Here is a 25,912-nt window from a genome sequence, read left to right on the forward strand (position 1 = left end):
AGTCTTACCCAACTAGGTTTACTTATCAAAAATGCCATATTCTGCTATTAGTAAATCAAGCTGTAACTTACTTGGTATACTTTGAAAGCAGCAAGAAAAACATTACCCATTTATGCTACTAATTACCATGATACATCGTTATTTAGTTTGGTTATTAATTTGATTCACCTATGATACAAAACTTAAGATACTATATACCTACATCCAACTTAGATTTTGATAGGTAATAATTAAATGACTCCAGTAGATATTCTCATTCTCTCCAATGGCCCAGGAGAAGTGACAACCTGGGTACGTCCTGTTGTTAAAGCATTGAGACAACAACTAGGAAATGATCGTTTACAAGTGAGAATTTCTGTAATATTATCACCTTGTCCCCATGCTAGTGGCAAAGAAACTGCTATAGCAAAATCTTACCAAGAAGTTGATAGAGTTCAATCACCTGAGCATTTTTGGCAGTTTTTATTGTGGGGAAAAACCGCCGAAAATTGGGACTGGAGAAATCAAGGTGTAGTGATATTTCTGGGTGGAGATCAAATTTTCCCGGTTATTATTGGCAAAAAATTAGCATATAAAACAGTAGTTTACGCAGAATGGGAAGCGCGTTGGCATAATTTTATAGATAAATTTGCCATTATGAAAGCTCAAGTTGCAAAAAATGTCTCTCTTAAATATGCTGATAAATTTGCCGTTGTTGGCGATTTGATGTTAGAAGCAGCCGCAGAAGATGAGATACAATCCAAAATCCAAAATCCAAAATCCAAAATTGAAATGATTGGGATTTTACCAGGTTCAAAAGCCGCGAAATTAACCCAAGGTGTACCATTAACTTTAGCTATTGCTGAATATATCCATACCAAAAGACCTCAAACTAAGTTTGTGATTCCTGTTGCACCAACTTTGAATTTACAAACTTTAGCCAGTTTTGCAGATTCCCAAAAAAACCCTTTTATGCAAATTTTTGGCGCTAATAGTGCTGCTTTAATTATCCCAGAAACAGATAAACCAATATTGAAAACAGAAACAGGATTAACTATCGAATTGTGGCAAGAAAATCCAGCATATAAATTATTATCTCAGTGCAGTATTTGCTTAACTACAGTTGGTGCAAACACGGCTGAACTTGGTGCTTTAGCAGTGCCAATGATTGTTTTATTACCTACTCAACAAATGGATTCTATGCGTTCTTGGGATGGTTTACCAGGGTTGTTGGCTAATTTACCGGGAGTGGGTACAAATTTTGCCAAATTGATTAATTGGTTTTTGATCAAACGCATAGGTTTATTAGCTTGGCCGAATATTTGGGCGCAAGAAGAAATAGTACCAGAACTTTTGGGTAAACTCCAACCCTCAGAAGTTGGGGAAATGGTGTTAGACTTTTTAGAAAATCCTGAAAAATTGGACGCTATGCGAGATAAACTTCGCAGTGTGAGGGGTGAAAGTGGTGCAGCGGATAAATTAGCAAGTTTGGTAAAAGAAGAGTTGGAAAAAGTTTGAGTATTTAATAAACATCTACTGAAAATTAAATACGAATTGTTTTAATCTGAAGATTCTCCATCTCTGCGTCCTAATTCAAAAATACCTGTACCCATACAAGCAAGTATGCCGGTGCTAATTCCCCAGCTATCACCTAAACTGATTTCCAAACCCCAGTTACATAAAGCACCAAATACTATGAAAGGCACAATGCTAAAAAGTGAAGCGTAAAAAGCATTTTGCGATTCTCTGGCTTTACGTGTTTTTTCAAATTCTGATTGACTGGTGTAGAGAAAGCGTTCTGCAAAGTTAAACCACCTGTTCAATTGCTCTGTCACCCATTCCCTGGTTGAAGCAAAACCGATATACAGCGCCAAAGACCATACACAGGCTCCTGCGATCGCAATTTTATCTAATTCAAATCTAAAGGGCAATATATCAAACATGGCGTGATTTAATTCTCTAATGTCTAATTTTACCTTAATTTCTGATTCAATCGACTTACTGAGTAAATTTTGCCAAGGTAGGCATCTCTAGGCGATTAGAAATCACAACTTAAAATAAAAAGTTCTCGAACAGTCTTTTTAATTTTTTCATTAATCAAAAGAGTCAATAGTCTCTTCAACTAGACCATTGACTCTCAATGATTACCTAATACGGCACAGCTAACTTTTTATCTGTAACTTGAGTTTGCGTATTTTCATTGACAATCTTGCGGAATAAATCCCCCTCAATTGTTTCCTGTTCTGCTAACAAATCGACTAAACGCTCTAAAACCAGGCGGTTTTCTTGTAACAGTTCTTTGGCTTTGATGTAGCAATTATTAACAATTACCCGGACTTGAGTATCAATTTTAGCGGCTATTTCCTCAGAATATTCTGATTTATTCCCCCAGTCACGCCCCAAGAATACTTCCTGATTTGGACTTTCCAAGGAAACCAGTCCTAATTCCGACATCCCAAACCGTGTTACCATTTGTCGTGCCATGTTTGTGACTTGTTGTAAGTCATTTCCAGCACCTGTGGTTACTTCCGCCTTACCAAAAACAATTTCCTCAGCAGCACGACCTCCTAACGCTGCTAGAATCCGCGCTAGGATTTGAGAACGAGAAATTAGTCCTTGTTCTTCGTTGGGCGTAAACCAAGTTAATCCCAGGGCTTGTCCTCTGGGAATGAGGGTAACTTTTTGTACTGGGTCATGGTCTTTAATTAACGTACCCACTAAAGCGTGTCCGACTTCATGGTAAGCAATTAGGCGTTTATTTTTGCTGTCTACCAATGCTGTACCTTCCATTCCAGCGACAACTCGATCTACTGCATCATCAATTTCTAGAATGGTAATCGCTTCTTTGCGTCTTCTAGCGGTGAGAATTGCGGCTTCGTTGAGGAGGTTAGCTAAGTCTGCGCCGGTGAATCCAGGTGTGCGACGAGCGATCGCATCTAAGGACACACTAGCATCTAATTTCTTGTTCCTGGCATGAACTTGTAATATCTCCAAACGTCCTTTCATATCAGGTGCGTCAACAGTTACTTGTCTGTCAAAACGACCAGGACGTAAAAGTGCGGAGTCTAAAACATCGGGACGGTTGGTAGCAGCAATAATAATGATGCCTGTGTTACCTTCAAAACCATCCATTTCTGTTAATAGCTGGTTGAGAGTTTGTTCTCTTTCATCATTACCACCACCGATACCTGCACCCCGTTGTCTACCGACTGCGTCAATTTCATCAATAAAGATGATACAAGGAGCATTGTCTTTGGCTTTCTTGAACAAGTCGCGGACACGGGAAGCACCCACACCCACAAACATTTCCACGAATTCGGAACCGGAAATACTAAAGAATGGGACAGCAGCTTCCCCTGCGATCGCTTTTGCGAGTAAAGTTTTACCAGTTCCTGGTGGTCCAATTAACAATACACCTTTAGGAATTTTTGCACCTACAGCAGTAAATTTCTCTGGTTGTTTGAGGAAAGTCACAACTTCTTGGAGTTCTTCTTTCGCTTCTTCAATCCCAGCTACATCGTCAAATTTTACTCCTGTTTTCGCTTCCATTTGGAACCGAGCGCGGGATTTGCCGAAATTCATCGCTTGGTTAGAAGCATTAGTAGAACGACGGAGGAACAAAAGCATTAAAGCTACCAATGGCAAAATCCACATCAGATTGATTAACAACCCCACCGCAGCCCTACTGTTAGCAGAGGAAACCTCACCAAACTCAACGTTCTTTTCTTTGAGTTTGTTAATTAACTCCGAGTTTTGATCTAAAAGTCTTACTGGTATAGGTGGTGCATCTGGTTTTTGGTCTGCCAAATAAACTTTAGCTATTTGTTCAGTTTCATCAAGTTCTACTTTTTTAACTTCCCCTTGCTCTGTTTTTTGGAGCAATTGCCCATAACTTAAGGAATTAGCCGCTGCTTTTTGTGCCAAGACGGGAGAAGCGCCAACAATTCCTGGCAACATAATCATACTGGCTGCTAAAGCCCCAGTCCAAGCAATACCATTTGTTGAGCGCTGTTTCTTCAATGCCTTTTTGCCAAGATTTGTCATAATATTTACCCTTTCTCTTTTGACATAAGCTGATATTTGGTTTTATGCCTATTCTTCTAGCAAAAATTCCCATAACTGGAAATTACGGTTTTCCTATCTAGTCTAACTTCCAGACAAAAACATTCCCACGTATTTACTACTTAACTCATGTAGCTGATCAACTAGGGTAATCTAATCCTCATAACATCAAGTTTCTCCTGAAACTAAAATTTGACATATTACGCAATCAATCGCTAAGATAGTCATAATCATAATGACTACGCTTTTTAAAATTCTAGTTTGGTGGGTGAACTATGGTAAAAATTGTTGGTATTGGTGGTAGTTTAAGACCTGGCTCCTATACCCAGCTAGGGTTACAAGTGGCAGCACAACGAGTAGCAGCTTTAGGTGCAGAAGTCGAAATTCTTGATTTACAACAAATGCAGCTACCTTTTTGCAATGGTGGTAAGGAATATCCAGAATATCCAGATGTACAACGGTTGCGCGATACTGTTGCTAATGCAGACGGCTTAATTTTGGCTACACCAGAATATCATGGTAGTGTGAGTGGCGTGATCAAAAACGCTTTAGATTTAATGACTTTTGATCAACTGTCTGGGAAAGTTGCTGGTTTGATTAGTATTTTAGGTGGACAAGTAAATAGTAATGCTCTCAATGACCTGAGAGTAATTCTCCGCTGGGTGCATGGTTGGGTAATTCCCGAACAGATAGCTATCGGACAAGCTTACAGTGCTTTCAGTCCTGAAGGTAAGCTGCTGGATGAAAAGCTTTCTCAACGGTTTGATCAATTTGCTCAGAGTTTAGTTGATAACACTCGGAAATTGCGGGGAGTAAATTAGCAATAGGGAGATATGGGGAGGATATTTGCAAGCTATTCTCCCTTTTTAGCGTAGAAAAAAACTTTGTTGAGGACAAGATTAGCAGCTAAAATTTATCTGTAGAATAGCAAAGTAGAAGCAGTGCAAATATTACCTTTTAAGGAAAACTTCAAATGGTACAAACACCTGCTCAAATTATCACCCTAGAAGAATTTCTAAAACTGCCAGAGACAGAACCTCCCAGCGAATATATTGATGGACGCATTATCCAAAAACCAATGCCACAAGGAGAACATAGTGCAGTTCAAACTGAGCTACCACCTGCAATTAATCTGATATTAAAACCCGAAAAGATAGCCAGGGCTTTCTCAGAACTTCGTTGTACTTTCGGTGGACGCTCAATTGTACCTGATGTTTCTGTCTTCTGTTGGGATAGAATTCCACGTCAAGAAAATGGTAGAGTTGCCAATGTTTTTGCAATGGCTCCAGATTGGACTATCGAAATTCTTTCACCTGACCAAAGTCAAACTAAAGTTATTAAAAATATTTTACACTGTCTCAATTATGGAACTCAGATCGGCTGGTTGATTGACCCAAAAGAAGAATCTGTGTTCGTTTATTTTCCAGATCAAGCAACGGCTTTTTATGATCAACCAAATGCACGTTTGCCAGTACCAGCATTTGCTAAAAATTTTCATCTTACTGTACAAGATTTATTTGCTTGGTTATTGGAGTGAGTAGATGATTTTGTGAATTAAAAAATTAGCGCTCGCCTACACAGCATTAGCCATAAGTCTTACTGTAGGTCTATCTCCACTGGTTGGTAAGCGGAAACAATTCATTGGTAATGTGACAACTGCTACAGTATTTCCTATCATATCGAAAAACTCAACGCTATATCCTGTTTCTAATCCTTGAACATTATGTTGCTCAACCACTGTTCCAATGTATCCAGCATATAAACCTTCTTCGGGAAGATCACGTAATAAGATGACATCGGAGTAAAGAGAAAAATTCATCGTAACCTCATAAAGGTTTGTTGACTATGCAACAAGCGATCGCACTATAAAAAAATACGAAATATGGGTAGGATGGATTGATTATACCTCTAATATAAGCGATAATACTAAAGAGGTTAGTTTGCAAATACTTGGACGTATCTGCGAATTAACCTCAAAGCATTATAGGTCAAGGAAGGGTTAAAACTTAATTCTCGCATAAGTCTATTCTAAAGGCTGTGTACAAAATCATAAAGTTGTTATGAAAGATTATCCCCCAACTAGCTATTTTCCTAGCCAACCAGAGAAATTAACGAGAGAGGAACTTGAATCGTCGTACCTTGACATCCGTCAGAACTACAAAGGACTTCAGTTGAGTCGTGGTCAATTTGCCGGAAAAGCAAAGCGACTTCAGGAGGAGCTAGAGTCACTTAGTCAAGAACAAGAAAAACTACTTGAAAAACTATCTCTAGAAGCAATTAACAAGAAAGAGCTTCTGGTAGTTATGAAAGAACTGCAAAAAGTTAGTCAGAGGCAAAAATATCTTGTTGGACAAGTTCGCCAAGAATTTGAAGCTGTCAGAGATGATAAAGGTAATGTAATCAAGAAATTCAACCGCATTATGAGGGCAGTTTATCAACTTTTGAATCAAGATATTGGGGATGCTTTCAAGAAAGAGAAGACTGTTGAAATTGAAGATGACGACTACACAGATCAAAGTCCTAGAGGTATTGGTAAATCAGAACGTCATTGGTAAGCAATTATGTCAAATAAAGTAAAAAAGGTAAAAGCTGAAGTTGTCAAACCTATTACATTAGAAGAAAGCTTTGATATTGTCTTAAATAAACTGGAAAAGTTAGAGCAAGATATGGTTGATTCGGATAAAGCAGTATATCGAGCCGTTGGAGAATTTGTTGACAGTACAGTTACTGTTACTCAAAATATAGTTGATATAGCTTTATCTCCTGAGCAATTAAATATTGATTCAATATCTGAGGATGATTTCTGTCAAGAGTTAAATAAACGTTTTAACTTACTCAGAATAGAAGCTGATCAGCTTCTATTGACAGCTTATTCCGATGAAGAAATTGAGCGTGTTTTAAGGGTCGAAAAACTTCTGGACAGAATTACAAATCGAATCAATTCTTTACCTTTAAATGCTACAGAACAAAGTAATAAAACAAAAGAAAAATTACAACCAGAATTGAAAAATTTATCAATAACACAGCTAAAGGCAATAGCGAAAGAAAGAAAATTAAAAGGGTACTCAAATCTAAAGAAATATCAGTTAATAGAACTGCTATCTCAGTGAATTAAAACTTATCACTAATGACTCATAAGTCCCATTGTTCCACAATCAGTTCAATTACCACAACCTCTGAAGAGAATAGGCATCAAAAGCCGCATCACGACTAATCAAAACGAGAGAATGATTTATAGCTTGTGCCACCAAAATCCTATCAAAAGGATCACGATGATGCAGGGGTAAATAACGGAATTGAACAGTATCAGTGAATGTAATAGGGAGAATCTTGATATCCGCAGCAATGAGTTGAGGTTCAATATCTTCAAAAGTACCCTTTAGGGTTAGTTTGCCAATGTTGAGTTTAATTGCTATTTCCCAAATACTGGCAATACTCAAAAAAACAGCTTCAGCAGATTCAATCTGATTTTTAGTTGCCGCTGGCAGGTTAGCATCATTAGAGACAAACCAGATAAAAGCATGAGTATCTAATAATAATTTATTCATTCCATATATTCTTTCATATCTTCAAGTGGCTCATCAAAGTCATCCGGCAGTGGTAAAACAAACATTCCTTTCATTGTTCCAGCAACACGACGCTTCTTTGTAGATTCTGCTTGGGTAGAGTCTTTAGCGTGCTTCTCTATCAAAAATTCAATGTAATGAAGTACCTCTATCTGAAGAGACTCAGGGAGTTCTTCTAATTTTTCTAAAATGACTGGCTGTATCATTATATTCTCAACTCCAAACCTCGGTTAAAGCAACACAAAAAGAGGACAAATAAGTATAAAAATTTACTCATGAGCTTCCATATAGGCTCTTAGTAAAGCGTTGATTTGAGTTTGATAACCACGCCCTTGAGACTTAAACCACTCCAAGACATCACTATCAATGCGTAATGTTACTTGTGCTTTGTTTTTAGCAACAGGTAAACCCCTTTTCACCACTGCTTTAGCAAATAATTCAGGTGTAATTTCCGGGCAGTCTGACAAATCAATATCTTCATCAGTCATTGCATCTAAACGCTGCCAATCAGTTTGAGAATTGCTCGAAATAGGTTCGTTGTTCATAGTTGGTTGCTTTTCGTGCAGAAATAATCCGTGTGCGATTGCTGCGTTCTGTGTGGACAACAGCAATTACTCTTCCTTGTAATAAACCGAATGTGACAAACCGCTGCTCTCCATAGTCGTAGCGGTCATCTTCTACCGTTACCGTATCTCCATCAAACACGGCTGCAACGTCTATAAAATCAATGCCGTGTTTACGAATGTTTGCAAGACGCTTGGCCTCATCCCATTCAAACTCCATCACCCGATAAAAACTATATTTATTTTATTGTAACTACAATTTGTTATTACAGCGACTGTGCAATAATTTCTAGTTCAAATCAGCAAGGTGAATATTCTCAACTCCAAACCTCGGTTAAATCCAACACAAACTCAGGTAAAACATCTTCCCCAGATAAAGTTATAGGATGATCTAAAACTTCCACATCTTTACCTGTTCGGTAAATTTCTACTCGTTGATTTTTGCGGTCAATCAACCAACCTAAACAAGCACCATTTTCTATATATTCTCTCATCTTCGCTTGCAACTTTTCCAGAGAATCAGTTTTAGAACGCAATTCCAAAACAAAATCAGGACAAATTGGGGCAAAAGTTTCCTGCTGTTCTAAACTGAGAGCATCCCATCTTTCTTGACGTATCCAAGCAGCATCAGGAGAGCGGTCAGCACCATTAGGAAGATGAAAACCTGTTGAAGAGTCAAATGCTTCCCCTAATTTACTTTGACGGTTCCACAGCCACAGTTGTCCAGCGATATCAAAGTTTCTTTTTCCGGTATAACTTCCCGTTGGTGGCATAATAATTAACTCTCCCGCAGCAGTTCGTTCTAATTGTAAATCTCGGTTAGCAAGTGCCAAATCAACAAACTGCTCATGGGAGATTTTCAGTGTTATTGTAGTAGGGATATTCACAGCCATAGCTGGAGATACATTAGCTTGTGTCATCATTCCCTCCTGAAACTGGTACTTTTGTTGTAGTTAGTTCCAGATTAACATTCAAACTTAAAACAGGAAGCAGGAGTAGTTCGTAATTGGGCGGGGAAACCCCGCCCCTACTGTCACTTAATGGTGATGATGATGGTGAGTTATGGCTAACTCTCTATTAACTACCATTTCTTCAGCTTGCATTAATTCTGCAATATGAGCATTTGCCCATTCAGCAGCCATATCTAAAAACTGCGGATTGTCATTTACACAAGCCATTTGTAAATAATCAACATCAGAATGCTGTTTCTCTAAATCATGGATGATGTGGTGAACATCCAAGAGAGTTTCGTGGTTTTCTGTTGCAAAACCAATAGGCATAAAGACTATCACTTTTGCACCTAATTGAATTAGGTTTTTAGCCGCTTGGGTAGCAGTTGGTTGTGTCCATTCAATTAGCGGTGTATCGTGGTTGAGCCAACCCACAGAAATTAAAGGATAACGGTTAATTAACTCATTTCTGACTAATTCATAAAGCGCTTGACTTTCATCAATTCCCGAAGTAAATCCCTTGGCTTTGTGGGGACAACCATGATTCATCAGCACAATACCGATTTGGGAAGGTAAATAAGCTGCGGCTACGTCAGCATTAATTTTCTCTTCTACCAACTGAGCCATCAATTTGATATATCCTGGTTCATTGTAGAACGAAGGAATATAGCGCATTGCCTTAACCCAATGTTCTTCACCATCAGCTAATTCTACAAGAGCATTATTCACTTGCTCAATAGCAATACCACTGGTGAAAATGGAATCAACAACCAAAAGTGGATAAATCAAGATTTTGCTAAAGCCTTGATTTTTAATTTCTGCTAAAACTTGATTTGGCAAAAAAGGAGCGCAAAAGTTAAAGGCTTTGAAAACTTGGACACCACTGCCCCATTTGTGTTGTAATTCATGTTCAATACCAGCCCGTTGCTTTTCAAAGATGGCATTGTGTGGGGAGATAAAATCGTGGTGTGTGTGTCCCCATTCATGACGGTCAAATAAAGCTAAAAGCTTTGCTAAAGGGGGATAAATCCAAGTAGGAACAGGTGCGAATTTCGCAGTCAGTAGATTTAAAGCTTGTTCGTTATAGTTAGCAAAATCTTCGTAGCTTTCGACTTCGCCGTAGCCCATTAGTAATACGGCTACACGGTCTTGGCTGGGTAGATGCTCGTGGGTATGTTGCAGTTTTTCCGGCGTTGCAACCACAATTAAATCCTCAATATAACCAGAATGCAGAGAGTTTAAACAGGAACAACATCAAGTCCTTTTAAATACTTATCATTAAGACAAACGCGGTTACGCAGAGAGTTTTTTTGATAAGCAATGAGCCAATCTTGACATAACTGTATAATTCCCTATACTCATCAATTATTATCCCATCCAGGGGGATAGGATAGACATAAACATAAAAATATACATCTAAAGATATAGCTTTGCTATTTCTTTACATAGAAGCTTGAGTATTTAGCAATGTCTCCAAAGGAATATAAGAGAGCAAATTTCAGTAAAATTTCTTATATTGGCAGAAATCACCACAAAGTTAAAACTCTATCATGTCCGCCTAATCACTTATCAAAAAGAATCTCCGCGTCTGTGCGTCCCCGTGTCAGTCTAAATGATAAGTATTCAAACGGACATGATATTACTCGCTGTCTTGTGACTTCTGCCTTGTAAGTACTAATCTTCTAAGAGGATGTCACCTGAAGTATCAGAATTGATCAAGATCCCCCCTTACCTCCTTAAAAAGGGGAATAAATTACTCAAAGTCCTCCTTTCTAAGGAGAGTCACTGCGTTGGTGAGGCAGTGCGGTCTTGGGGAGCCAGTCCGTTGCGGGAGTTTCCCCCGTTGAAGGAACTGGCGTGGTTTCCCCCATGAGTAACTGCCGTTCACGTAGTGTGCCGTAGGCATAAGGGTTCCCCGACTTGTAGCAAGTGGCGTGGATTTAGGAGGATCTACCAGTGTTAGATCCCACACTAAAAAGTTTATGGCTACGCCACGCAAGCTATCAGACATCCTCTAAATCAATTTCTGCGTCGTCATCATCATGATCATAGGGGATATCGTCGAGGTCTATGATTTCAGAAATTTCTTCCACTTCATTGAGACGATCTGATTCTACCTGCTCACGCGCTATCAAGCGCCCAGTGGATTTTAGCCATTCCAGAAGCACAAATTCATTACTTGTACGAATTACAGTAGCTCGTTGGTTGCGAGGTTGTTCATGCAAAGGGCCGTTAAGCATAAAAAAATTCTCTTTGAATTGGGGAAAAACTAGATTGACTCAAAAGTTGGACAGAAATGCTTTTTTAAGTTCCGTTAATGGTGTTCTAAACTGGCATCTCTGCATGGAAATAACCTGACAAGTAAATAATACTCTCAGTTTAAACTATCTTGACAAGAAAATACTAACTTTACTATAATGGTTAACTTTTTTATATCGTCCGGTTCCCCAGCCCAGCCAGGGAATGTAAGACTATTAACTTGCTGCTAATATTTCCCAACCAATGTAAGGCAATTTCGCGGCTGTGGCCTTTACCTGTTCTGCATTTGCTACTAACTGTCCGCAAGCGTCCCAAGTTCCCGAAATAAACGTGCTTCTGGTTCCTTCACCAAGGAAAACTGGGACGGTAAAATCACCCATCTGCACTTGCAATTTTTCCAAATCTATGGTAAGAGATGCTTGGGGGTTAGCGGTGACTAATTCTTGCAGTTGTTTAACTGTTTCGCTGGGTGCAGTTACGCATGGTATGCCCATGGCGACGCAGTTACCAAAGAAGATTTCCGCAAAACTTTCACCAATGACGGCTTTGATTCCCCATTTTGCTAGGGCTTGGGGTGCGTGTTCTCTTGATGAACCACAGCCAAAATTGCGGTTGGCTATTAATATTTTCGCGCCTTGGTATTGGATTTGATCAAATGGGTGTTGACCGTTTAAGGCTTTCCTATCGTCGATAAATACGCCTTCTCCTAAGCCGTCAAAGGTGACTGCTTTTAGGTAGCGGGCGGGTATGATTCTGTCGGTGTCTATGTCGTTACCAATGAGGGGAACGGCGTTACCGGATATTTGTTTGATTTCACTTACCATAGTTTTGAGTTGATGAAGGTCTCACGCAAAGGCGCATTAGCGAAGCGAAGTACGAAGTACGTTAGGCGCAAAGGAAGAGGGGGTTACAGTAGTTCGCGCACGTCGGCGATTTTGCCTTTAATGGCTGCTGTGGCTACCATTGCGGGACTCATGAGTAGGGTACGACCGGAGGATGATCCTTGTCTTCCTTTGAAGTTGCGGTTGGAGGAGGAGGCGCTGATTTGTCTACCTTGAAGTTTGTCGGGGTTCATGGCTAAACACATGGAACAGCCTGGTTCTCTCCACTCGAAACCGGCGGCTTGGAAGATTTTATCTAGCCCTTCGGCTTCGGCTTCTTTTTTGACTCTTTCTGAACCGGGTACTACGAAGGCTTTTACACCCTCTGCTACTTGGCGACCTTGGGCGATTTTGGCGGCTTCTCTTAAGTCGCTAATGCGTCCGTTTGTGCAGCTTCCTATGAAGCAAACATCAATTTTTGTTCCTTGGATGGGTTGACCTGGATATAGATCCATGTAGCGGTATGCTTCTTCGGCGATGAAGCGGTCTTCTTCTAGGAGTTCTGTGGCTGTGGGGACTTTTTGATCTACGCCAATTCCTTGACCGGGTGTAATTCCCCATGTGACTGTGGGGGGAATATCTTCGGCATTAAATACTACTACGTCATCATATTCTGCATCAATATTACTACGCAGAGATTCCCACCAAGTAATGGCTTGTTCCCACTCTGCACCTTTGGGGGCGAAGTCTCTATTTTGCAGATAATCGTAGGTGATTTGGTCGGGGTTGACGTATCCACATCTTGCACCGCCTTCGATGGCCATGTTACAAACGGTCATCCGTTCTTCCATGTTCATCTGTGCAAAGGTTGTGCCGCCAAATTCGTAAGCGTAGCCTACGCCACCTTTTACGCCGAGGGTACGGATGATATGCAAAATTACGTCTTTGGCGTAAACTCCGGGTTGGAGGCGGCCGTTAACTTCGATTTTGCGGACTTTGAGTTTTGATAATGCTAAGGTTTGGGAGGCGAGAACGTCTCTAACTTGACTGGTTCCAATTCCAAATGCGATCGCTCCAAATGCACCATGACTTGATGTATGACTGTCTCCGCAAGCAATGGTCATTCCCGGTTGGGTGAGTCCCAGTTCAGGAGCGATGACGTGTACTATACCTTGATTCCCTGAACCAATATTGTAAAAAGTTATGTCATTTTCTTGACAACTCTTTTCTAAAGCCTGAATCATTTCTTCTGCCATGCTATCCACAAAGGGACGAGCTTGGTTTTCTGTGGGGACGATATGATCAACTGTGGCTATTGTCCGTTGTGGAAATAATACTTTTAAATCCCGCTCCTTGAGCATAGCAAAGGCTTGGGGACTGGTAACTTCATGAATAAGATGTAGTCCAATAAATAGTTGTGTTAGTCCTGACGGAAGTGTCCCAACGGTGTGTAAGTCCCAAACTTTGTCAAACAGGGTTCCCTTGCTCATACGTCAATCTATGTTAAAGGAGTCGGATTTTTTATGGTATCAGAAAATTGTCCGCTGTGGACAAAAAGCTAAAAGAATTAATCTGTGAACAGGAAAAATCCTTTTGTCTGGGTGTGAAACTAATCTTTAACCGAGTACCGTGGGTTTAAATCCCCGTCACAAAACTTAATTACGAATTATGAATTACGTTGGCGGTAGCCTGCTGTAAGCACTATTACGAATTATTTAATCAACTCCTCTAACATTACCTGCAAATCCTTTGTCAAATCACTCACTCCCTTTCTCAACTCCTGTTTATTCCCCTGACAACTCTCCCACCTTTCACTGACAGAAATTGGTTCACCTACAGTAATCATCGCTTGTTTTAAACCTAAACGCGGTCTTCCTGGTAAAGTAGAATCTTTAATCCGAGACAACATATCAAACATTAATAATGCTGTTTCTGCAAATCTTTCCGCAGTTGGGTTTTCCTGAATATAATTAGCAGTCACAGCCACAAAACTTTCGGCTATTCTCATATGTTGCATTCTTAAATCAGCTTCTTCTGCTACCCAGTCAGCCAAGCCACGTTTGAAAGGTGGTAAACTTTGAATATCCTCGATATCATCCCGATAAATGTAATTCCAACCTGCTTCTTCTAAACGCCGACATCTATCAATAAAATTACCCTGGGGCTGAATATTAAAATATTGTTCTGTGATTTGTAAAGCTGTATCCATTAATCGGTGTAATCTGGTAATTAACACTTCATTAGCTGGGACTTTTTCTTCAGGGATGATTGGTGGTAAATCTCGATGATAGAACCGACGATAAAAATCTTCCATTTCGGAAATTAAGTATTCAGCTAAACGCAAAACACGTTGATATAAAATTTCTTCTTTTTTCTGTTCTGTACTAATTTCCGCAACGGGTAAACCACTATCAGTTTCTAATTTAGATAACAGCCAATCTATTTTTTCCCAAGGTGGATTAACGTAACTATATTTAATAGCAATAGGAATAATAAAAACCGTTTCTTCTCTGTTTGCTTTTTGTAAATCTTCCACACACCAAAAACCCAATTGTGCTACACCCGGTTCTAGAGGACTAACTATACCACTGTGACCATTTGTACCGCCTTCGGGTGCAATGGCAATAGGCAGTTTTGCATTAGCAAATAAATCCCGCGCCATTTGAATAGAGTTTCGGTCTACTCGTCTTCCCCTGCGAACGGGTACACCCCCAAGTCCAGAGAATAACCATCCTAGCCAATTTCCTGCCCATAATGTCATTCCCCGTTCATACATAAAATGACTATGTAGTGGATATTTTAGAGCAATCCCTTGTTGACGCGCCACTTTGGGAACGATGCGGGTAAGACAATATAACATAGTTAGAGGATCTTCTACCTCTGGGTGACGAAATGCGATTAAAAAGCGGATTTTCCCAGCTTGAAATTCCTGGTATAATTTAGCTAAGACTTCGGCATTCTTGGCTTCAATATTGACAATACCCGCAGGTAGCCAAGGTCTAGTTCTCACCTGAAGAAAAAAGGGGAGAAACCAAGAGGTAATTTTAACTATTAGGGGGTTATGGCGTTGGGGAATGAATTTGAGTGGTGGTTGAGTAGAATGAATTGATTTAGGCAAGTTGTTCTCCTGAATTTCTGGCTAAAAAAGTGAAAAAATAGCGATCGCTTGATTGCTTAATTCTGATAATTTAAATTATATGAACACAGCACCAGACAAAAAACAATTCGCACCCGCAACCCAGCGCAACCGAGAAGCCATTTTAGAGGTACTTTTACAAGTATTACCTGCCAATGGAACTGTTCTAGAAGTTGCCAGTGGCACAGGTGAACACGCCGTGTTTTTTGCACCTAGCCTCAAACCCCGACAATGGCTACCTTCTGACCCTAACCCCATATTACGCGATAGTATTACTGCTTGGGCAGAAGAATTAAAGAGTGATAATATTTCTCAACCTTTAGACATAGATGTAGAGTTACCAGTTTGGCCAGTGGAGAAAGAAGCATTACCCGAATTATCTATTGTCGCCATAGTTAACATTAACATGATTCATATTTCCCCTTGGTCAGCCTGTTTAGGACTTATGGCTGGTGCTGGACGGATTCTTCCCTCTGGTGGTATTCTTTATTTATATGGACCCTACAAACAAAACGGTAAACATACCGCACCGAGTAACGAGGCTTTTGACGAGTCTTTACAGCTGCAAAACCCAGAGTGGGGAGTGCGTAATTTAGAGGATGTGATCAAAGCCGCTAAAGAGCAAAATTTGATTCTGCACAAAACCTATCAAATGCCAGCAAATAACCTGTCACTGGTATTTCGTCATCATTAATGGAGATTAGCGGACTCGAACCGCTGACATCCTGCTTGCAAAGCAGGCGCTCTACCAACTGAGCTAAACCCCCGTTTTCAATGCAAAAGTTTTTAAGAACAAAAAATTCAAAATTTTATATCTTGACAAGATATTATCCTAATATTCATTTTTTGTAAATAGATGAACCAAAAAAATATTTTAGTTGTGGCTGCACTGTATAAGTTTATCAGTTTACCTGATTTTGCCGAACTCCGAGAACCCTTGCTATCTTTTTGTCAGGAACACGGCATCAAAGGCACGATTTTACTAGCCCCGGAAGGGATTAATGGTACAATTGCTGGTTCCCGTCAAGCAATCGATGCAGTTCTTAACTTTCTCCGTCGTGATACTCGGTTCACAGATTTAGAACATAAAGAATCATACACAGAAACGCCTCCTTTTGAAAGAATGAAAGTGCGGTTAAAAAGAGAAATTGTAACTTTGGGAATACCTGAGATCGACCCCAATGAAAAAGTGGGAACTTATATCAGTCCTCAAGAATGGAATGATTTGATATCTGATCCAGAAGTCACAGTAATTGATACCCGTAATGATTATGAAGTAAGTATTGGTACTTTCAAAAGGGCTGAAAATCCGCAAACCCAGATCTTCCGAGAATTTCCAGAATATGTAAATAAACAACTTGACCCCAGCAAACATAAAAAAGTGGCTTTGTTTTGTACTGGTGGTATTCGTTGTGAAAAAGCCTCATCTTATCTGCTTTCTCAAGGATTCAATCAAGTATATCACCTCAAAGGCGGCATTCTCAAATATTTAGAAGAAATTCCAGCCGAAGAAAGTTTATGGGAAGGAGAGTGTTTTGTATTTGATGAACGAATCGCAGTTCGTCACGGATTAGAAGCAGGAAGTTATGAGTTATGCTTTTGCTGTGGACATCCCATTGCAGAAGAAGATAAAACATCCTCTAAATATGAAGAAGGAATTTCCTGTCCGCACTGTTTTGATAGTTTGACCGAAGACAAAATAACGAGACAACAGCAAAAATGGAAACAGCATAGCAAGCATATCATGTCCGATTGAATACTTATCATTAGGGCTGACGCGGGGACGCGGTGAGTTTTTTGATAACCAATTAGCCGGACATGATATAACTTTAATCTTTGCGAACCTCCGCGCTAACCTCCGCTTACCTCTGCGTTTAATTCTTCATTGCTAAAGTCAAACCATCAGCGATAGGAACCAAACTCAGAGTAATTCGTGAGTCTTGATGTAACTTTTGATTCAAAAAGCGAATCTTGTTAGTTTGATTATCCTGAACTTCGGAATCTGCAACTTTACCAGACCAGAGGACGTTATCAATGGCAATTAGTCCACCTGGTCGAATTAATTTGAGCGATCGCTCATAATAGTTTTCATAGTTCCCCTTATCAGCATCAATAAACGCAAAATCAAAACTTTCTGCTTCACCAGATGCCAATAATTTATCCAAAGTTTCCAAAGCTGGGGCGATGTGTAAATCGATTTTATCAGCTACCCCAGCACGTTGCCAATAACGCCGAGCAATACTCGTATATTCTTCACTCACATCACAGGCGACAATCTTAGCATCTGCGGGTAAAGCCAAGGCAGTTACCAAAGAGCTATAACCTGTAAATACACCTACTTCTAAAGTTTTTTTTGCACCTATCAGCTTTACCAACAACGCCATAAATTGACCTTGTTCTGGGGAAATCTGCATCTGAGCCATAGGTAATTGCGAGGTTTCCTGACGCAGTTGAGTTAATACGTCTGGTTCTCGCAGGGAAACAGACAGCAAATAATTATACAGATTTTTTTCTAAGCCAATTGTTTGTTTTGTCATCATTCAAAAATATGCCTGTCATACATAGCACAAACGGATTTTGACACAGATACACAGATGATATCACGTCCGTCATTTGCCTGCCGACTCTACCAAATATCTCCTCAACTCCGTTTATGTAGAGATGTTGCAAAGATGATTTTCGTTGGATTTATTTCCAATTTCCCTTCTAAAATTAGTAAATTAATTAAAATGGTTATCTGTAAACATTATCACACAACTAAGTTGTGTTAAAGGGGGTAAAATGAGCCGTCCAATTATTCTTGGGATTGTTGGTGACAGCGCTGCTGGTAAAACGACATTGACTAGAGGAATTGCTCAGGTACTTGGACCGGAGAATGTTACCCTCATATGTACAGACGATTATCATCGTTACGATCGCACACAACGGGCAGAAATTGGGATTACAGCCCTTCATCCTGACTGTAACCATTTGGATATTATGCAGCAGCATTTATCACTGTTACGGACAGGACAGCCGATTCTCAAGCCGGTTTATAGCCACAAAACAGGGACATTTGAGCCGCCACAATACATTAAACCTAATAAATTTGTAATTATTGAAGGTTTACTAGGTTATTCTACCCGTGCAGCCCGTGACGCTTATGATGTAAAAGTATATCTTGCCCCTCCGGAACCAGTTCGTGCTGCTTGGAAAGTTAAGCGGGATACACAAAAGCGTGGTTATACCCCAGAACAAGTATTAGCAGAACTAGAAAAACGTGAACCAGACTCAGAAAATTATATCCGTCCCCAGCGCCAATGGTCGGATATTGTCGTCAGTTTTTATCCCACAAAAGAGGACGAAAATGAAACCAATGGTCATTTAAATGTACGTTTGGTGTTGCGTCCTTCTATTCCCCATCCAGATTTTACCCAAATTACTGAATCTGGTAATGGTGATTCTCAATCAGCAGTTCGTCTGGGACTAGATAGAGATATGGGTAAACCAGTGGATGTTCTGGAAGTTGATGGTCACGCTACCTTAGAACAGGTGACTAAAATAGAGCATATTATGTGTTCCGATATGCCTTATTTAAAGAATATATGCGATCGCGAAATTAATCCAGAACTAGGTAAAATCGCGGGTACAACCGGAGAAACACTGCAAAGTTATCCCCTCGCACTTACACAGTTAATCATTACTTACCATATGCTCAAAGCTACACAAATTTATCAATAAGCAAGCCCTAAGTAATACTGAGCAAAATTAAAGATTTTGCAAACAAGGATAATTGGTCAAGCAAATAAGAGATAAATAAATATAGCTCTACCCAATTATTCCCAATCTCAAATCCTAAATTGGTATGACTTATTGCCTCAGAATTGCCGACTTACCCGAAAATGAGCGTCCACGTGAGCGACTAATGACACATGGTCCGAAAATCTTAGCCACTGCTGAATTAATCGCTATTTTGCTAGGTACTGGACAAGGGCCAGGTAAACTTTCTGCAGTCGGCTTGGGGCAATATATACTACAGGAGTTAGGCAAACATCAGCGTGACCCTTTAGCAGCTTTAAGGGAAGTTACACCAACTGAATTGATGGCAATTCCTGGTGTGGGACCGGCAAAAGCCACAACAATTCTCGCAGCAATTGAATTAGGCAAACGCGCTTTTTTATCTCGTCCCTCCGATGGAACAGTAATTGACAGTCCCCTTGCTGCGGCCGCGACGCTTAGTCAAGACTTGATGTGGCAAAATCAAGAACGTTTTGCAGTAGTATTATTAGATGTGAAAAATAAGTTTTTGGGAACAAAGGTAATTACCATTGGGACTGCGACGGAAACTTTAGCTTCTCCCCGTGACATTTTTCGGGAAGTGATTCGTCATGGTGCAACGCGAGCTATAGTAGCACATAATCACCCTTCTGGTAATTTAGAACCTAGTGAAGCTGATATAGAATTGACAAAGCAATTATTAGCAGGTGCAGAACTTTTAAGTATTCCCTTATTAGACCATTTGATTTTAGGGAATGGTACTCATCAGAGTTTGCGAGAGACTACAACTCTCTGGGATGATTGTCCCCAGGGGGATTGATTTGATTGCTTTTTCTAAAACTGGTCAATATTGGCTTAATTCTTTGTACGATATCCCTGATTGGGATGAGTAGGTTTATCAGGGTATCGTAATTCCAGTTGACCTTTTTTTTGCATCTTGCTTAAGTAACCAAGCCGTAATGTATGGTAAGAACGATCTAATAATTCTTGGAGTTGTTTATTATTCAAAAACCTTTCTTTGCAAAGCTTGAGAATAGTTGCTTCCATAATATCTGTTGATACTTTGCCCTTATTCCTGACAGGTGCTGCAATTGCTTTTAGTACTTCTAAAGCATCGGAGCTTAATTCCAAATCATCGGAGCTTGACTCCAAATCATCGGAGTTTGACTCCAAATCATCGGAGCTTGACTCCAAATTATCGGAGTTTGACTCCGAATCATCTGAGCTTGACTCCAAATCATCGGAGCTTGATTCATTAGGTCTTAATTCTGAAAACAAATTATCTGCGTTAGTTTGTTTCCCTAATATAGGGGTTTGAGCTACTAATTCAGCTTCAGATTCTGGCGGTTCCCCAGGAAAAAAGTAGAACGTACCACGGGTAGCGCCAGCAGACTCTAGAAAGCTATCTCTGACAAGCGCACACAAAGCCTTTGTTAAATCATGTGGATGAGTTGTTGTCATAGATTTAAGCCGAGCATGAGTAACTTTTCCCTCAATGGCTACTGTTGCTAAAGCAAGTCGCTGGTCATAAGACAACTCTCGAAATGAGGAGCCAAATCGCTCGTCAAGACCTTGGAGAGTTTCTTCCGGTAGCAAGTTGACCATCAGCATTCCTAATATTGTTTGATCGGGTTCCACTTGGTCTAACAGAACAGGTACTCGCCAGTGCTGCCGCTTCCAGTTACGGTAAATTCGGGGAATACCTGAGCCTGCTTGTTCACCGACTCCCACTAGTTGAAACATTTTTTGTAATTTGCGATTCCGGCAGTCACTATTGCCACCCTGTAAAGCATCTTCTAATGGCAGGCGCATTGTACCAGGATTACGAAATAAAAACATATCAGATTGCTTGGTAATCTGAATTGCTAGTCGTCCTGTATAATCTGCATGAATTATTGTATTAATTAAGGCTTCACGTAATGCTTCATGCACTGGTGTTTCATCTACTCTTTTTGTACCCTGAAGCTTAAAGGGTACTTTGAGGTCTGAGAAAAGTTTTTGAATTACCTGGCGATAGAAGTCATAAAGGTTTCCTGACCATGTTCCATCGGTGGTAACGCGATCTACCCAGCGAGTATCAGTCATTTGTTCTGGATGATCTTGATAATCTACAACATAATTAGGTACAACCTCAAGGATGGATGGAAGTTTACCAAACATCAATAGGCCTGCCAGTGTCAATCCCTCACTGCCATTTTCCCTATCTTGTACCCAACCACCTATAGACCGTAGAAATTCTTTATCATCTAAATCTAGCCAAGGATGATCAGGTTTAGTAGCTTTGAAATGGTTACGATATATTTTGAGTGTGTTCTGATCAATATCATCAAAACCGTAGTTTTCCAGTAACCGAGCATCTCGCACTTCTTCCACCTGCTCTGCCAGCATTCGCTTAACAGTTTCTTCATCACAATGGTAGTCTCCTTCATGGTTTCTTCGGTAAGTACCTGTTATGGGATTTTGTGCTACATAGACTGGACGTTGTGACCGCTTGGCTCTCGGTACTTGGATGCGTAATACTTGCTTACCTTGTATATCAATCAATTCCACCATTTTATCGGTAAGTAAGTTGACACTGACTCGTTGTCTATTGTTTAGCCCATCCCAGAGGTTTTTGAGAACACGCTCTGGAATAACAATACCTGTAGCGTTAAATTTTCCTTTAGGTTTTTCTTCTATTCCCAAAAAAATGACACCACCGTAGGTGTTAGCCATTGCGGAATAAGACTCAAAGAAACTTTTAGGTAGTTCACCTTTTCCGTCTTTACCTGATGCCTCTTTGGCTTCAATATCACAGCCTTCTGCTAGTTCTTCGATGTCCAAGATTGATAAGCTCACCATCGTCAATCCTCAAACTGCCAAAATATACCCACACCACTTCATGGAGGATCTGTTAATTAATTTAACAGTATTTATAAACATCATGTGCTATTTATTTTCTTGCAAGTATTCGTAATCCCCGAAAGTTCATATAAGCCTATTTGTCTCTCCGTCACTTACTTGGACAGACAAAATTTCCTAACTGAGCTAATTTCTCATCAACACACCACAGCTATACTAGAAATGGTGGCAAGATGAAATTACACCAATGACTGAGCAACCCAACACAGACTCATTGAAAACACCGACTGATGAAATTAAACCCAAGTCGGAAAATGATTCTTGGAAAAACCGCATTTCTGGTGTTGTCAACAAAACCACAACCAGATTAGTTCAACTCCTACCCGTAGACCAAGTAACACAGACCATAGGACAATGGTTTACTGTCAGTGATGCCCAAGTAGCCGAGATTTTAGAGACCATTCGCGCTGAATTACCCACTACAGAAGCGTTGTTGTTAGGGAAACCCCAAGCGGGTAAAAGCTCTATAGTTAGGGGTTTAACGGGAGTTTCTGCGGAAATTATCGGACAGGGTTTTCGTCCCCACACCCAAAATACCCAACGCTATGCTTATCCTTCCAGTGATTTGCCCTTGCTAGTTTTTACGGATACGGTGGGGCTAGGAGATGTAAATCAAGATACCGAGAAAATTATCCAAGAGTTAATTGGTGATTTACAAACAGAGGCTACAGGGGCTAGAGTCTTAATTCTGACTGTGAAAATTAATGATTTCGCAACTGATACCCTGCGACAAATAGCTCAAAAATTGCGTCAACAATATCCAAATATTCCCTGTTTATTGGTGGTGACTTGCTTACATGAAATTTACCCACCCCAAACAGAGGATCATCCCTATTATCCCCCAGATTTTGCAGAATTAAACCGAGCATTTACCCAAATAAAAGAGAATTTTGTGGGTTTATATAATAATGCAGTTTTGATTGATTTTACTTTAGAAGAAGACGGTTATCATCCTGTATTTTATGGTTTAGAAGGACTGCGAGATAATTTAGCCGAACTCTTACCTGAAGCAGAATCAAAAGCAATTTATCAATTATTAGATAAACAAGCTGGGGAGAAATTAGGTAATATTTATCGGGATGCAGGAAGACGTTATATTTTACCTTTTTCGATTATGGCAGCTACTTTAGCAGCAGTGCCTTTACCTTTTGCAACTATGCCTGTTTTAACAGCTTTGCAAGTATCAATGGTGGGATTATTAGGTAAATTATATGGGCAAACCTTGACACCATCTCAAGCTGGGGGTATTGTGAGTGCGATGCCTTCGGCGGGCATAGCCATCGCTGGTGGTTTTTTAGCCCAAGCTGTAGCACGGGAGTTAATTAAATTTATCCCTGGTTTTGGCAGCGTAATTGCTGCATCATGGGCAGCAGCTTATACATGGGCTTTAGGTGAAAGTGCTTGTGTTTATTTTGGTGATTTAATGGGTGGGAAAAAACCTGATCCCCAGAAGATTCAAGCAGTTATGCAAGATGCATTTGAGAGTGCAAAAGATCGATTTAAGGGAATTCGTTAATTGGGGTTGCTGACTAAGAGTATGATTTTGATAAAATCTCACCTCTCTCTATTCTTCATTTCATAAGCATTCTGAACCGATAGCGCAGCGTGGCGTAAGCCATAGGTCTGCGTAGCGTCTCCTGACTCCTGACTCCTGACTCCTGAATTCTTACCCAGATTCAATCTAAATGCATCGTTTCACAAAATATCAAGCCACTTTATCTACAGGTAAGACATCATGAAAATGGTTGTAGTCAACATAGCGATGTCCATCAGATGTGTGGTGCATAATATCAACAAATCTGTGATTCCATAAAATCTCATTTGCACCATAACTATAACGAGCATGAACAACCTGTGCAACAGTTTCATCAATACCACTAACAGAAACCATCAATAAAGAATTGGTGTGAGTTAGAGATTCTGCTGTCATTCCATAGAGAGGACTAGACTCATCAATAATATGCATTACTAGCCAGGATAAAGAGAAATTAGGTGTCTGATTACGTAAAAGTTTAAGATCATAAATTCGACGGATGTAATATCCTTCTACTGTGATTTCGTCGCGCATTAAATACATCCGCATTTGTGCTTCTAAAATCATGTTCCGGCGCTGGTTAGCGGTACGAAATGTCAGCGTGGGTAATCCTTCATGGGGTGTAATAACAGCTACACGGCTAAATATCACACGGGCGGTAGGTCGAGAGAAACGGGCAAAGGCTAATCCTGTCATCACAGCAATTCCCACCACACCAATCATGGCTTCAATGGTGACAATGATATTGGCATAAGTTGTTTTTGGATACATTGCACCATAGCCAATAGATGCCAAAGTTTGCACACTGAAGAAAAAGGCATCTGAAAAAGAACCTGGTTGAGCATTAGCAATACAGTCTCCTCCTAACCAGTAAGCGAAAGCAAAGAAAGCATTAATAGCTACATAAAAAATACAAATTAGGATCAAGAAACTAAGCCAGGGAATGGTCAGGAGCAAATGGTAAGGATCACGCCAGTAAGAATACCATGCACCCATACCCATGATCTCAAATTGTCCATTGTGGATCTTGATATGAACTCGGGGAATTAAATATTTTTTTTCCTTCCTGGACTGTTTCTGCAATCGAAATTTCATGGGGAGTAACCAAAAGCATGATGAATGGTAGTATGGCAAAAGATGAATGCAGCTATAAAGCACAAACCTGGTGGTTATTTATTCCTGATGAATCGCAATTTTTGGATTACTGCTTTAATTGCCTTTGTGAACTCCCTGAGTTTTACAATTTTAATTCCTATTATCTATCTTTATGGCAAACAATTTGGACTGAACGATTTCCAAACCAGTTTATTATTTTCTATCTACTCTATCGCTCAATTTTTTGCAACTCCTGTCATTGGTAAATTATCCGACCGTTTTGGACGTAAGCCTTTACTAATAATCAGTTTAGCGGGAACAGTCATCGCTAACTCCATAGCTGGAACTGCAACAACTGCGGGACTGCTTTTTTTCGCCCGATTTTTAGATGGTATCACCGGCGGTAATGCTTCTGTGGCCCAAGCGGTAATTTCTGATATCACCAGTCCCAAAAATCGCGCTCAAGCATTTGGAATTTATGGGGCTGCAATGGGTTTAGGCTTTGTCTTAGGGCCAGCTACTAGCTTGTTAGCACAACAGTTTTCTTTGGGGGCTGCTTTTTTAGCTTCTGGTGGAGTGGCATTTGTTGCTCTGTTAGTGACAATCTTCTTCTTACCAGAAACTCTTCCACATCAAGCTACCAAATCCAAGAATATTTTTGATTTAGGCTTAGGAAATTTAATTAAAGGTTTGGCAATGCCGGGAGTTGGTATTTTGCTCCTCATTAATTTTTTAACGGGAACAACTTTTACTATGTTTACCTATGCATTCCAGCCTTACTTTATTCAAGTATTAGGTCAAAATAGTAAGTCTTTAACATTGTTGTTTTTATTATTTGGCATCCTAGGTGTGATTATGCAAACCTGGGGAGTGTCTATGATGAGTAAGAAAATTGATGTAGTTAAAATATTATTTTTAGGGTTGTTTTTTCGGAGTTTTTCATTTGCTTTGATGCCGATTTTTCCTAATATTACTTATTTTGTAATTATCAGTATCATGTTTTCAATATTTAATTCTTTAGTCCAACCGATGATTAGCACGTTAATTTCTCTGAATGCTCAACCACAAGATCAGGGAACTGCATTGGGTCTGAATGCTTCTTATTTAAGTATTTCTAATGGCATTGGTCCGGTAATTGCAGGAGTCATTGTCAAACAATCTAATCCCCTAACCTATGGCTATCCTTTATATTTGGCAGGATTGTTAACATTTTTTGTTTTAGGTTTTGCCATATATAATCGGAAAAGATATACACCTCGTAATTCGTAATTCATAAAAAAAGGTGGGAAT

Annotated in this window: 27 protein-coding genes and 1 tRNA gene; 11 read left to right on the top strand and 17 right to left on the bottom strand. The window is 39.9% G+C overall.

What is annotated here, in order from left to right; translation table 11 throughout:
• The first annotated feature begins 234 nt into the window (after nt 1-234).
• Nucleotides 235-1,497, top strand: a complete 1,263-nt coding sequence (locus H6G59_RS10930) for a glycosyltransferase family protein (RefSeq protein ID WP_190714290.1) — start codon at nt 235-237, stop codon at nt 1,495-1,497.
• Between the two features lie 41 nt (nt 1,498-1,538).
• Here the strand turns inward: H6G59_RS10930 and H6G59_RS10935 are convergent, their stop codons facing one another.
• Both H6G59_RS10935 and ftsH read right to left on the bottom strand, forming a co-directional pair.
• Complete coding sequence (locus tag H6G59_RS10935; protein ID WP_190714291.1) at nt 1,539-1,922, bottom strand: hypothetical protein; 384 nt, start codon at nt 1,920-1,922, stop codon at nt 1,539-1,541.
• A gap of 205 nt (nt 1,923-2,127) precedes the next feature.
• On the bottom strand, nt 2,128-4,023 hold the full coding sequence (gene ftsH / locus H6G59_RS10940; protein ID WP_190714299.1) for an ATP-dependent zinc metalloprotease FtsH: 1,896 nt from the start codon (nt 4,021-4,023) through the stop codon (nt 2,128-2,130).
• A 293-nt stretch (nt 4,024-4,316) separates the two neighbouring features.
• On the opposite strand from ftsH, the gene H6G59_RS10945 reads away from it, so the two are divergent.
• The gene (locus tag H6G59_RS10945; protein WP_190714300.1) at nt 4,317-4,862 is read left to right on the top strand and encodes an NADPH-dependent FMN reductase; all 546 of its coding nucleotides are present in this window, start codon (nt 4,317-4,319) and stop codon (nt 4,860-4,862) included.
• A 152-nt stretch (nt 4,863-5,014) separates the two neighbouring features.
• The gene (locus H6G59_RS10950; RefSeq protein ID WP_190714302.1) at nt 5,015-5,578 is read left to right on the top strand and encodes a Uma2 family endonuclease; all 564 of its coding nucleotides are present in this window, start codon (nt 5,015-5,017) and stop codon (nt 5,576-5,578) included.
• A gap of 36 nt (nt 5,579-5,614) precedes the next feature.
• On the opposite strand, the gene H6G59_RS10955 is transcribed toward H6G59_RS10950, so the two are convergent.
• Nucleotides 5,615-5,860, bottom strand: coding sequence for a DUF4926 domain-containing protein (locus tag H6G59_RS10955; RefSeq protein WP_190714304.1), 246 nt, complete (start codon nt 5,858-5,860; stop codon nt 5,615-5,617).
• A gap of 241 nt (nt 5,861-6,101) precedes the next feature.
• Here H6G59_RS10955 and H6G59_RS10960 point away from each other — a divergent pair, with 241 nt between their 5' ends.
• A complete protein-coding gene (locus H6G59_RS10960; protein ID WP_190714307.1) occupies nt 6,102-6,596 on the top strand; it encodes a hypothetical protein in 495 nt (164 codons plus the stop codon).
• A gap of 6 nt (nt 6,597-6,602) precedes the next feature.
• Nucleotides 6,603-7,151, top strand: coding sequence for a Rho termination factor N-terminal domain-containing protein (locus H6G59_RS10965; RefSeq protein WP_190714309.1), 549 nt, complete (start codon nt 6,603-6,605; stop codon nt 7,149-7,151).
• 54 nt (nt 7,152-7,205) lie between these two features.
• Here the strand turns inward: H6G59_RS10965 and H6G59_RS10970 are convergent, their stop codons facing one another.
• The 10 genes from H6G59_RS10970 to H6G59_RS11015 all read right to left on the bottom strand — a co-directional run bounded on the left by H6G59_RS10970 (nt 7,206) and on the right by H6G59_RS11015 (nt 15,318).
• Entirely contained in the window at nt 7,206-7,589 is a 384-nt protein-coding gene (locus H6G59_RS10970) for a type II toxin-antitoxin system VapC family toxin (protein WP_190714311.1), read from the bottom strand.
• A complete protein-coding gene (gene vapB / locus H6G59_RS10975) occupies nt 7,586-7,813 on the bottom strand; it encodes a type II toxin-antitoxin system VapB family antitoxin (RefSeq protein WP_190714313.1) in 228 nt (75 codons plus the stop codon). The genes H6G59_RS10970 and vapB overlap by 4 nt, the downstream gene beginning before the upstream one ends.
• A gap of 63 nt (nt 7,814-7,876) precedes the next feature.
• Nucleotides 7,877-8,152: a BrnA antitoxin family protein gene (locus H6G59_RS10980; protein ID WP_190714315.1), complete on the bottom strand. Its 276-nt coding sequence runs from the start codon at nt 8,150-8,152 to the stop codon at nt 7,877-7,879.
• On the bottom strand, nt 8,115-8,390 hold the full coding sequence (locus tag H6G59_RS10985) for a BrnT family toxin (protein ID WP_190714316.1): 276 nt from the start codon (nt 8,388-8,390) through the stop codon (nt 8,115-8,117). Before H6G59_RS10985 ends, H6G59_RS10980 begins: the two co-directional genes overlap by 38 nt.
• A 97-nt stretch (nt 8,391-8,487) precedes the next feature.
• The gene (locus H6G59_RS10990; protein WP_190714461.1) at nt 8,488-9,090 is read right to left on the bottom strand and encodes a Uma2 family endonuclease; all 603 of its coding nucleotides are present in this window, start codon (nt 9,088-9,090) and stop codon (nt 8,488-8,490) included.
• Between the two features lie 117 nt (nt 9,091-9,207).
• Nucleotides 9,208-10,323 (bottom strand): ferrochelatase, encoded by a 1,116-nt coding sequence (locus H6G59_RS10995; RefSeq protein WP_190714318.1) that lies wholly within the window; start codon nt 10,321-10,323, stop codon nt 9,208-9,210.
• An 800-nt stretch (nt 10,324-11,123) separates the two neighbouring features.
• Complete coding sequence (locus H6G59_RS11000; protein WP_190714320.1) at nt 11,124-11,360, bottom strand: DUF3134 domain-containing protein; 237 nt, start codon at nt 11,358-11,360, stop codon at nt 11,124-11,126.
• A gap of 234 nt (nt 11,361-11,594) precedes the next feature.
• Nucleotides 11,595-12,203 carry a 3-isopropylmalate dehydratase small subunit gene (gene leuD / locus H6G59_RS11005; protein WP_190714321.1) on the bottom strand — a complete coding sequence of 203 codons (609 nt, stop codon included), beginning with the start codon at nt 12,201-12,203 and terminating at the stop codon, nt 11,595-11,597.
• A gap of 83 nt (nt 12,204-12,286) precedes the next feature.
• Nucleotides 12,287-13,690, bottom strand: coding sequence for a 3-isopropylmalate dehydratase large subunit (gene leuC, locus H6G59_RS11010; protein WP_190714322.1), 1,404 nt, complete (start codon nt 13,688-13,690; stop codon nt 12,287-12,289).
• A 221-nt stretch (nt 13,691-13,911) separates the two neighbouring features.
• A complete protein-coding gene (locus H6G59_RS11015; RefSeq protein ID WP_190714324.1) occupies nt 13,912-15,318 on the bottom strand; it encodes a lysophospholipid acyltransferase family protein in 1,407 nt (468 codons plus the stop codon).
• Nucleotides 15,319-15,397: 79 nt separating this feature from the next.
• On the opposite strand from H6G59_RS11015, the gene H6G59_RS11020 reads away from it, so the two are divergent.
• The gene (locus H6G59_RS11020; protein ID WP_190714326.1) at nt 15,398-16,030 is read left to right on the top strand and encodes a class I SAM-dependent methyltransferase; all 633 of its coding nucleotides are present in this window, start codon (nt 15,398-15,400) and stop codon (nt 16,028-16,030) included.
• Here H6G59_RS11020 and H6G59_RS11025 read toward each other — a convergent pair.
• Nucleotides 16,031-16,103, bottom strand: a tRNA-Ala gene (locus H6G59_RS11025). It lies immediately after the preceding gene.
• Between the two features lie 89 nt (nt 16,104-16,192).
• Here H6G59_RS11025 and trhO point away from each other — a divergent pair.
• Nucleotides 16,193-17,092: an oxygen-dependent tRNA uridine(34) hydroxylase TrhO gene (trhO, locus tag H6G59_RS11030; RefSeq protein WP_190714328.1), complete on the top strand. Its 900-nt coding sequence runs from the start codon at nt 16,193-16,195 to the stop codon at nt 17,090-17,092.
• Nucleotides 17,093-17,210: 118 nt separating this feature from the next.
• Here the strand turns inward: trhO and H6G59_RS11035 are convergent, their stop codons facing one another.
• Nucleotides 17,211-17,873 carry a class I SAM-dependent methyltransferase gene (locus tag H6G59_RS11035; protein ID WP_190714464.1) on the bottom strand — a complete coding sequence of 221 codons (663 nt, stop codon included), beginning with the start codon at nt 17,871-17,873 and terminating at the stop codon, nt 17,211-17,213.
• 244 nt (nt 17,874-18,117) lie between these two features.
• Here H6G59_RS11035 and H6G59_RS11040 point away from each other — a divergent pair, with 244 nt between their 5' ends.
• Both H6G59_RS11040 and radC read left to right on the top strand, forming a co-directional pair.
• Nucleotides 18,118-19,056 (top strand): phosphoribulokinase, encoded by a 939-nt coding sequence (locus H6G59_RS11040; RefSeq protein ID WP_190714330.1) that lies wholly within the window; start codon nt 18,118-18,120, stop codon nt 19,054-19,056.
• 124 nt (nt 19,057-19,180) lie between these two features.
• Nucleotides 19,181-19,912: a RadC family protein gene (gene radC / locus H6G59_RS11045; protein ID WP_190714332.1), complete on the top strand. Its 732-nt coding sequence runs from the start codon at nt 19,181-19,183 to the stop codon at nt 19,910-19,912.
• A gap of 35 nt (nt 19,913-19,947) precedes the next feature.
• Here the strand turns inward: radC and H6G59_RS11050 are convergent, their stop codons facing one another.
• Entirely contained in the window at nt 19,948-21,933 is a 1,986-nt protein-coding gene (locus tag H6G59_RS11050; RefSeq protein ID WP_190714334.1) for an RNA-binding domain-containing protein, read from the bottom strand.
• A gap of 247 nt (nt 21,934-22,180) precedes the next feature.
• On the opposite strand from H6G59_RS11050, the gene H6G59_RS11055 reads away from it, so the two are divergent.
• Nucleotides 22,181-23,509 carry a YcjF family protein gene (locus tag H6G59_RS11055; RefSeq protein ID WP_190714336.1) on the top strand — a complete coding sequence of 443 codons (1,329 nt, stop codon included), beginning with the start codon at nt 22,181-22,183 and terminating at the stop codon, nt 23,507-23,509.
• A 189-nt stretch (nt 23,510-23,698) separates the two neighbouring features.
• Here the strand turns inward: H6G59_RS11055 and H6G59_RS11060 are convergent, their stop codons facing one another.
• Nucleotides 23,699-24,622, bottom strand: a complete 924-nt coding sequence (locus H6G59_RS11060; protein WP_190714338.1) for an ion channel — start codon at nt 24,620-24,622, stop codon at nt 23,699-23,701.
• A gap of 24 nt (nt 24,623-24,646) precedes the next feature.
• Between H6G59_RS11060 and H6G59_RS11065 the strand changes: the two genes are divergently transcribed.
• Nucleotides 24,647-25,891 carry an MFS transporter gene (locus H6G59_RS11065; RefSeq protein ID WP_242038849.1) on the top strand — a complete coding sequence of 415 codons (1,245 nt, stop codon included), beginning with the start codon at nt 24,647-24,649 and terminating at the stop codon, nt 25,889-25,891.
• The last annotated feature ends 21 nt before the right edge of the window (nt 25,892-25,912 follow it).

Origin of the sequence: Anabaena lutea FACHB-196, from assembly GCF_014698305.1 — a bacterium.
GTDB classification, from domain to species: Bacteria; Cyanobacteriota; Cyanobacteriia; order Cyanobacteriales; family Nostocaceae; genus Anabaena; species Anabaena lutea.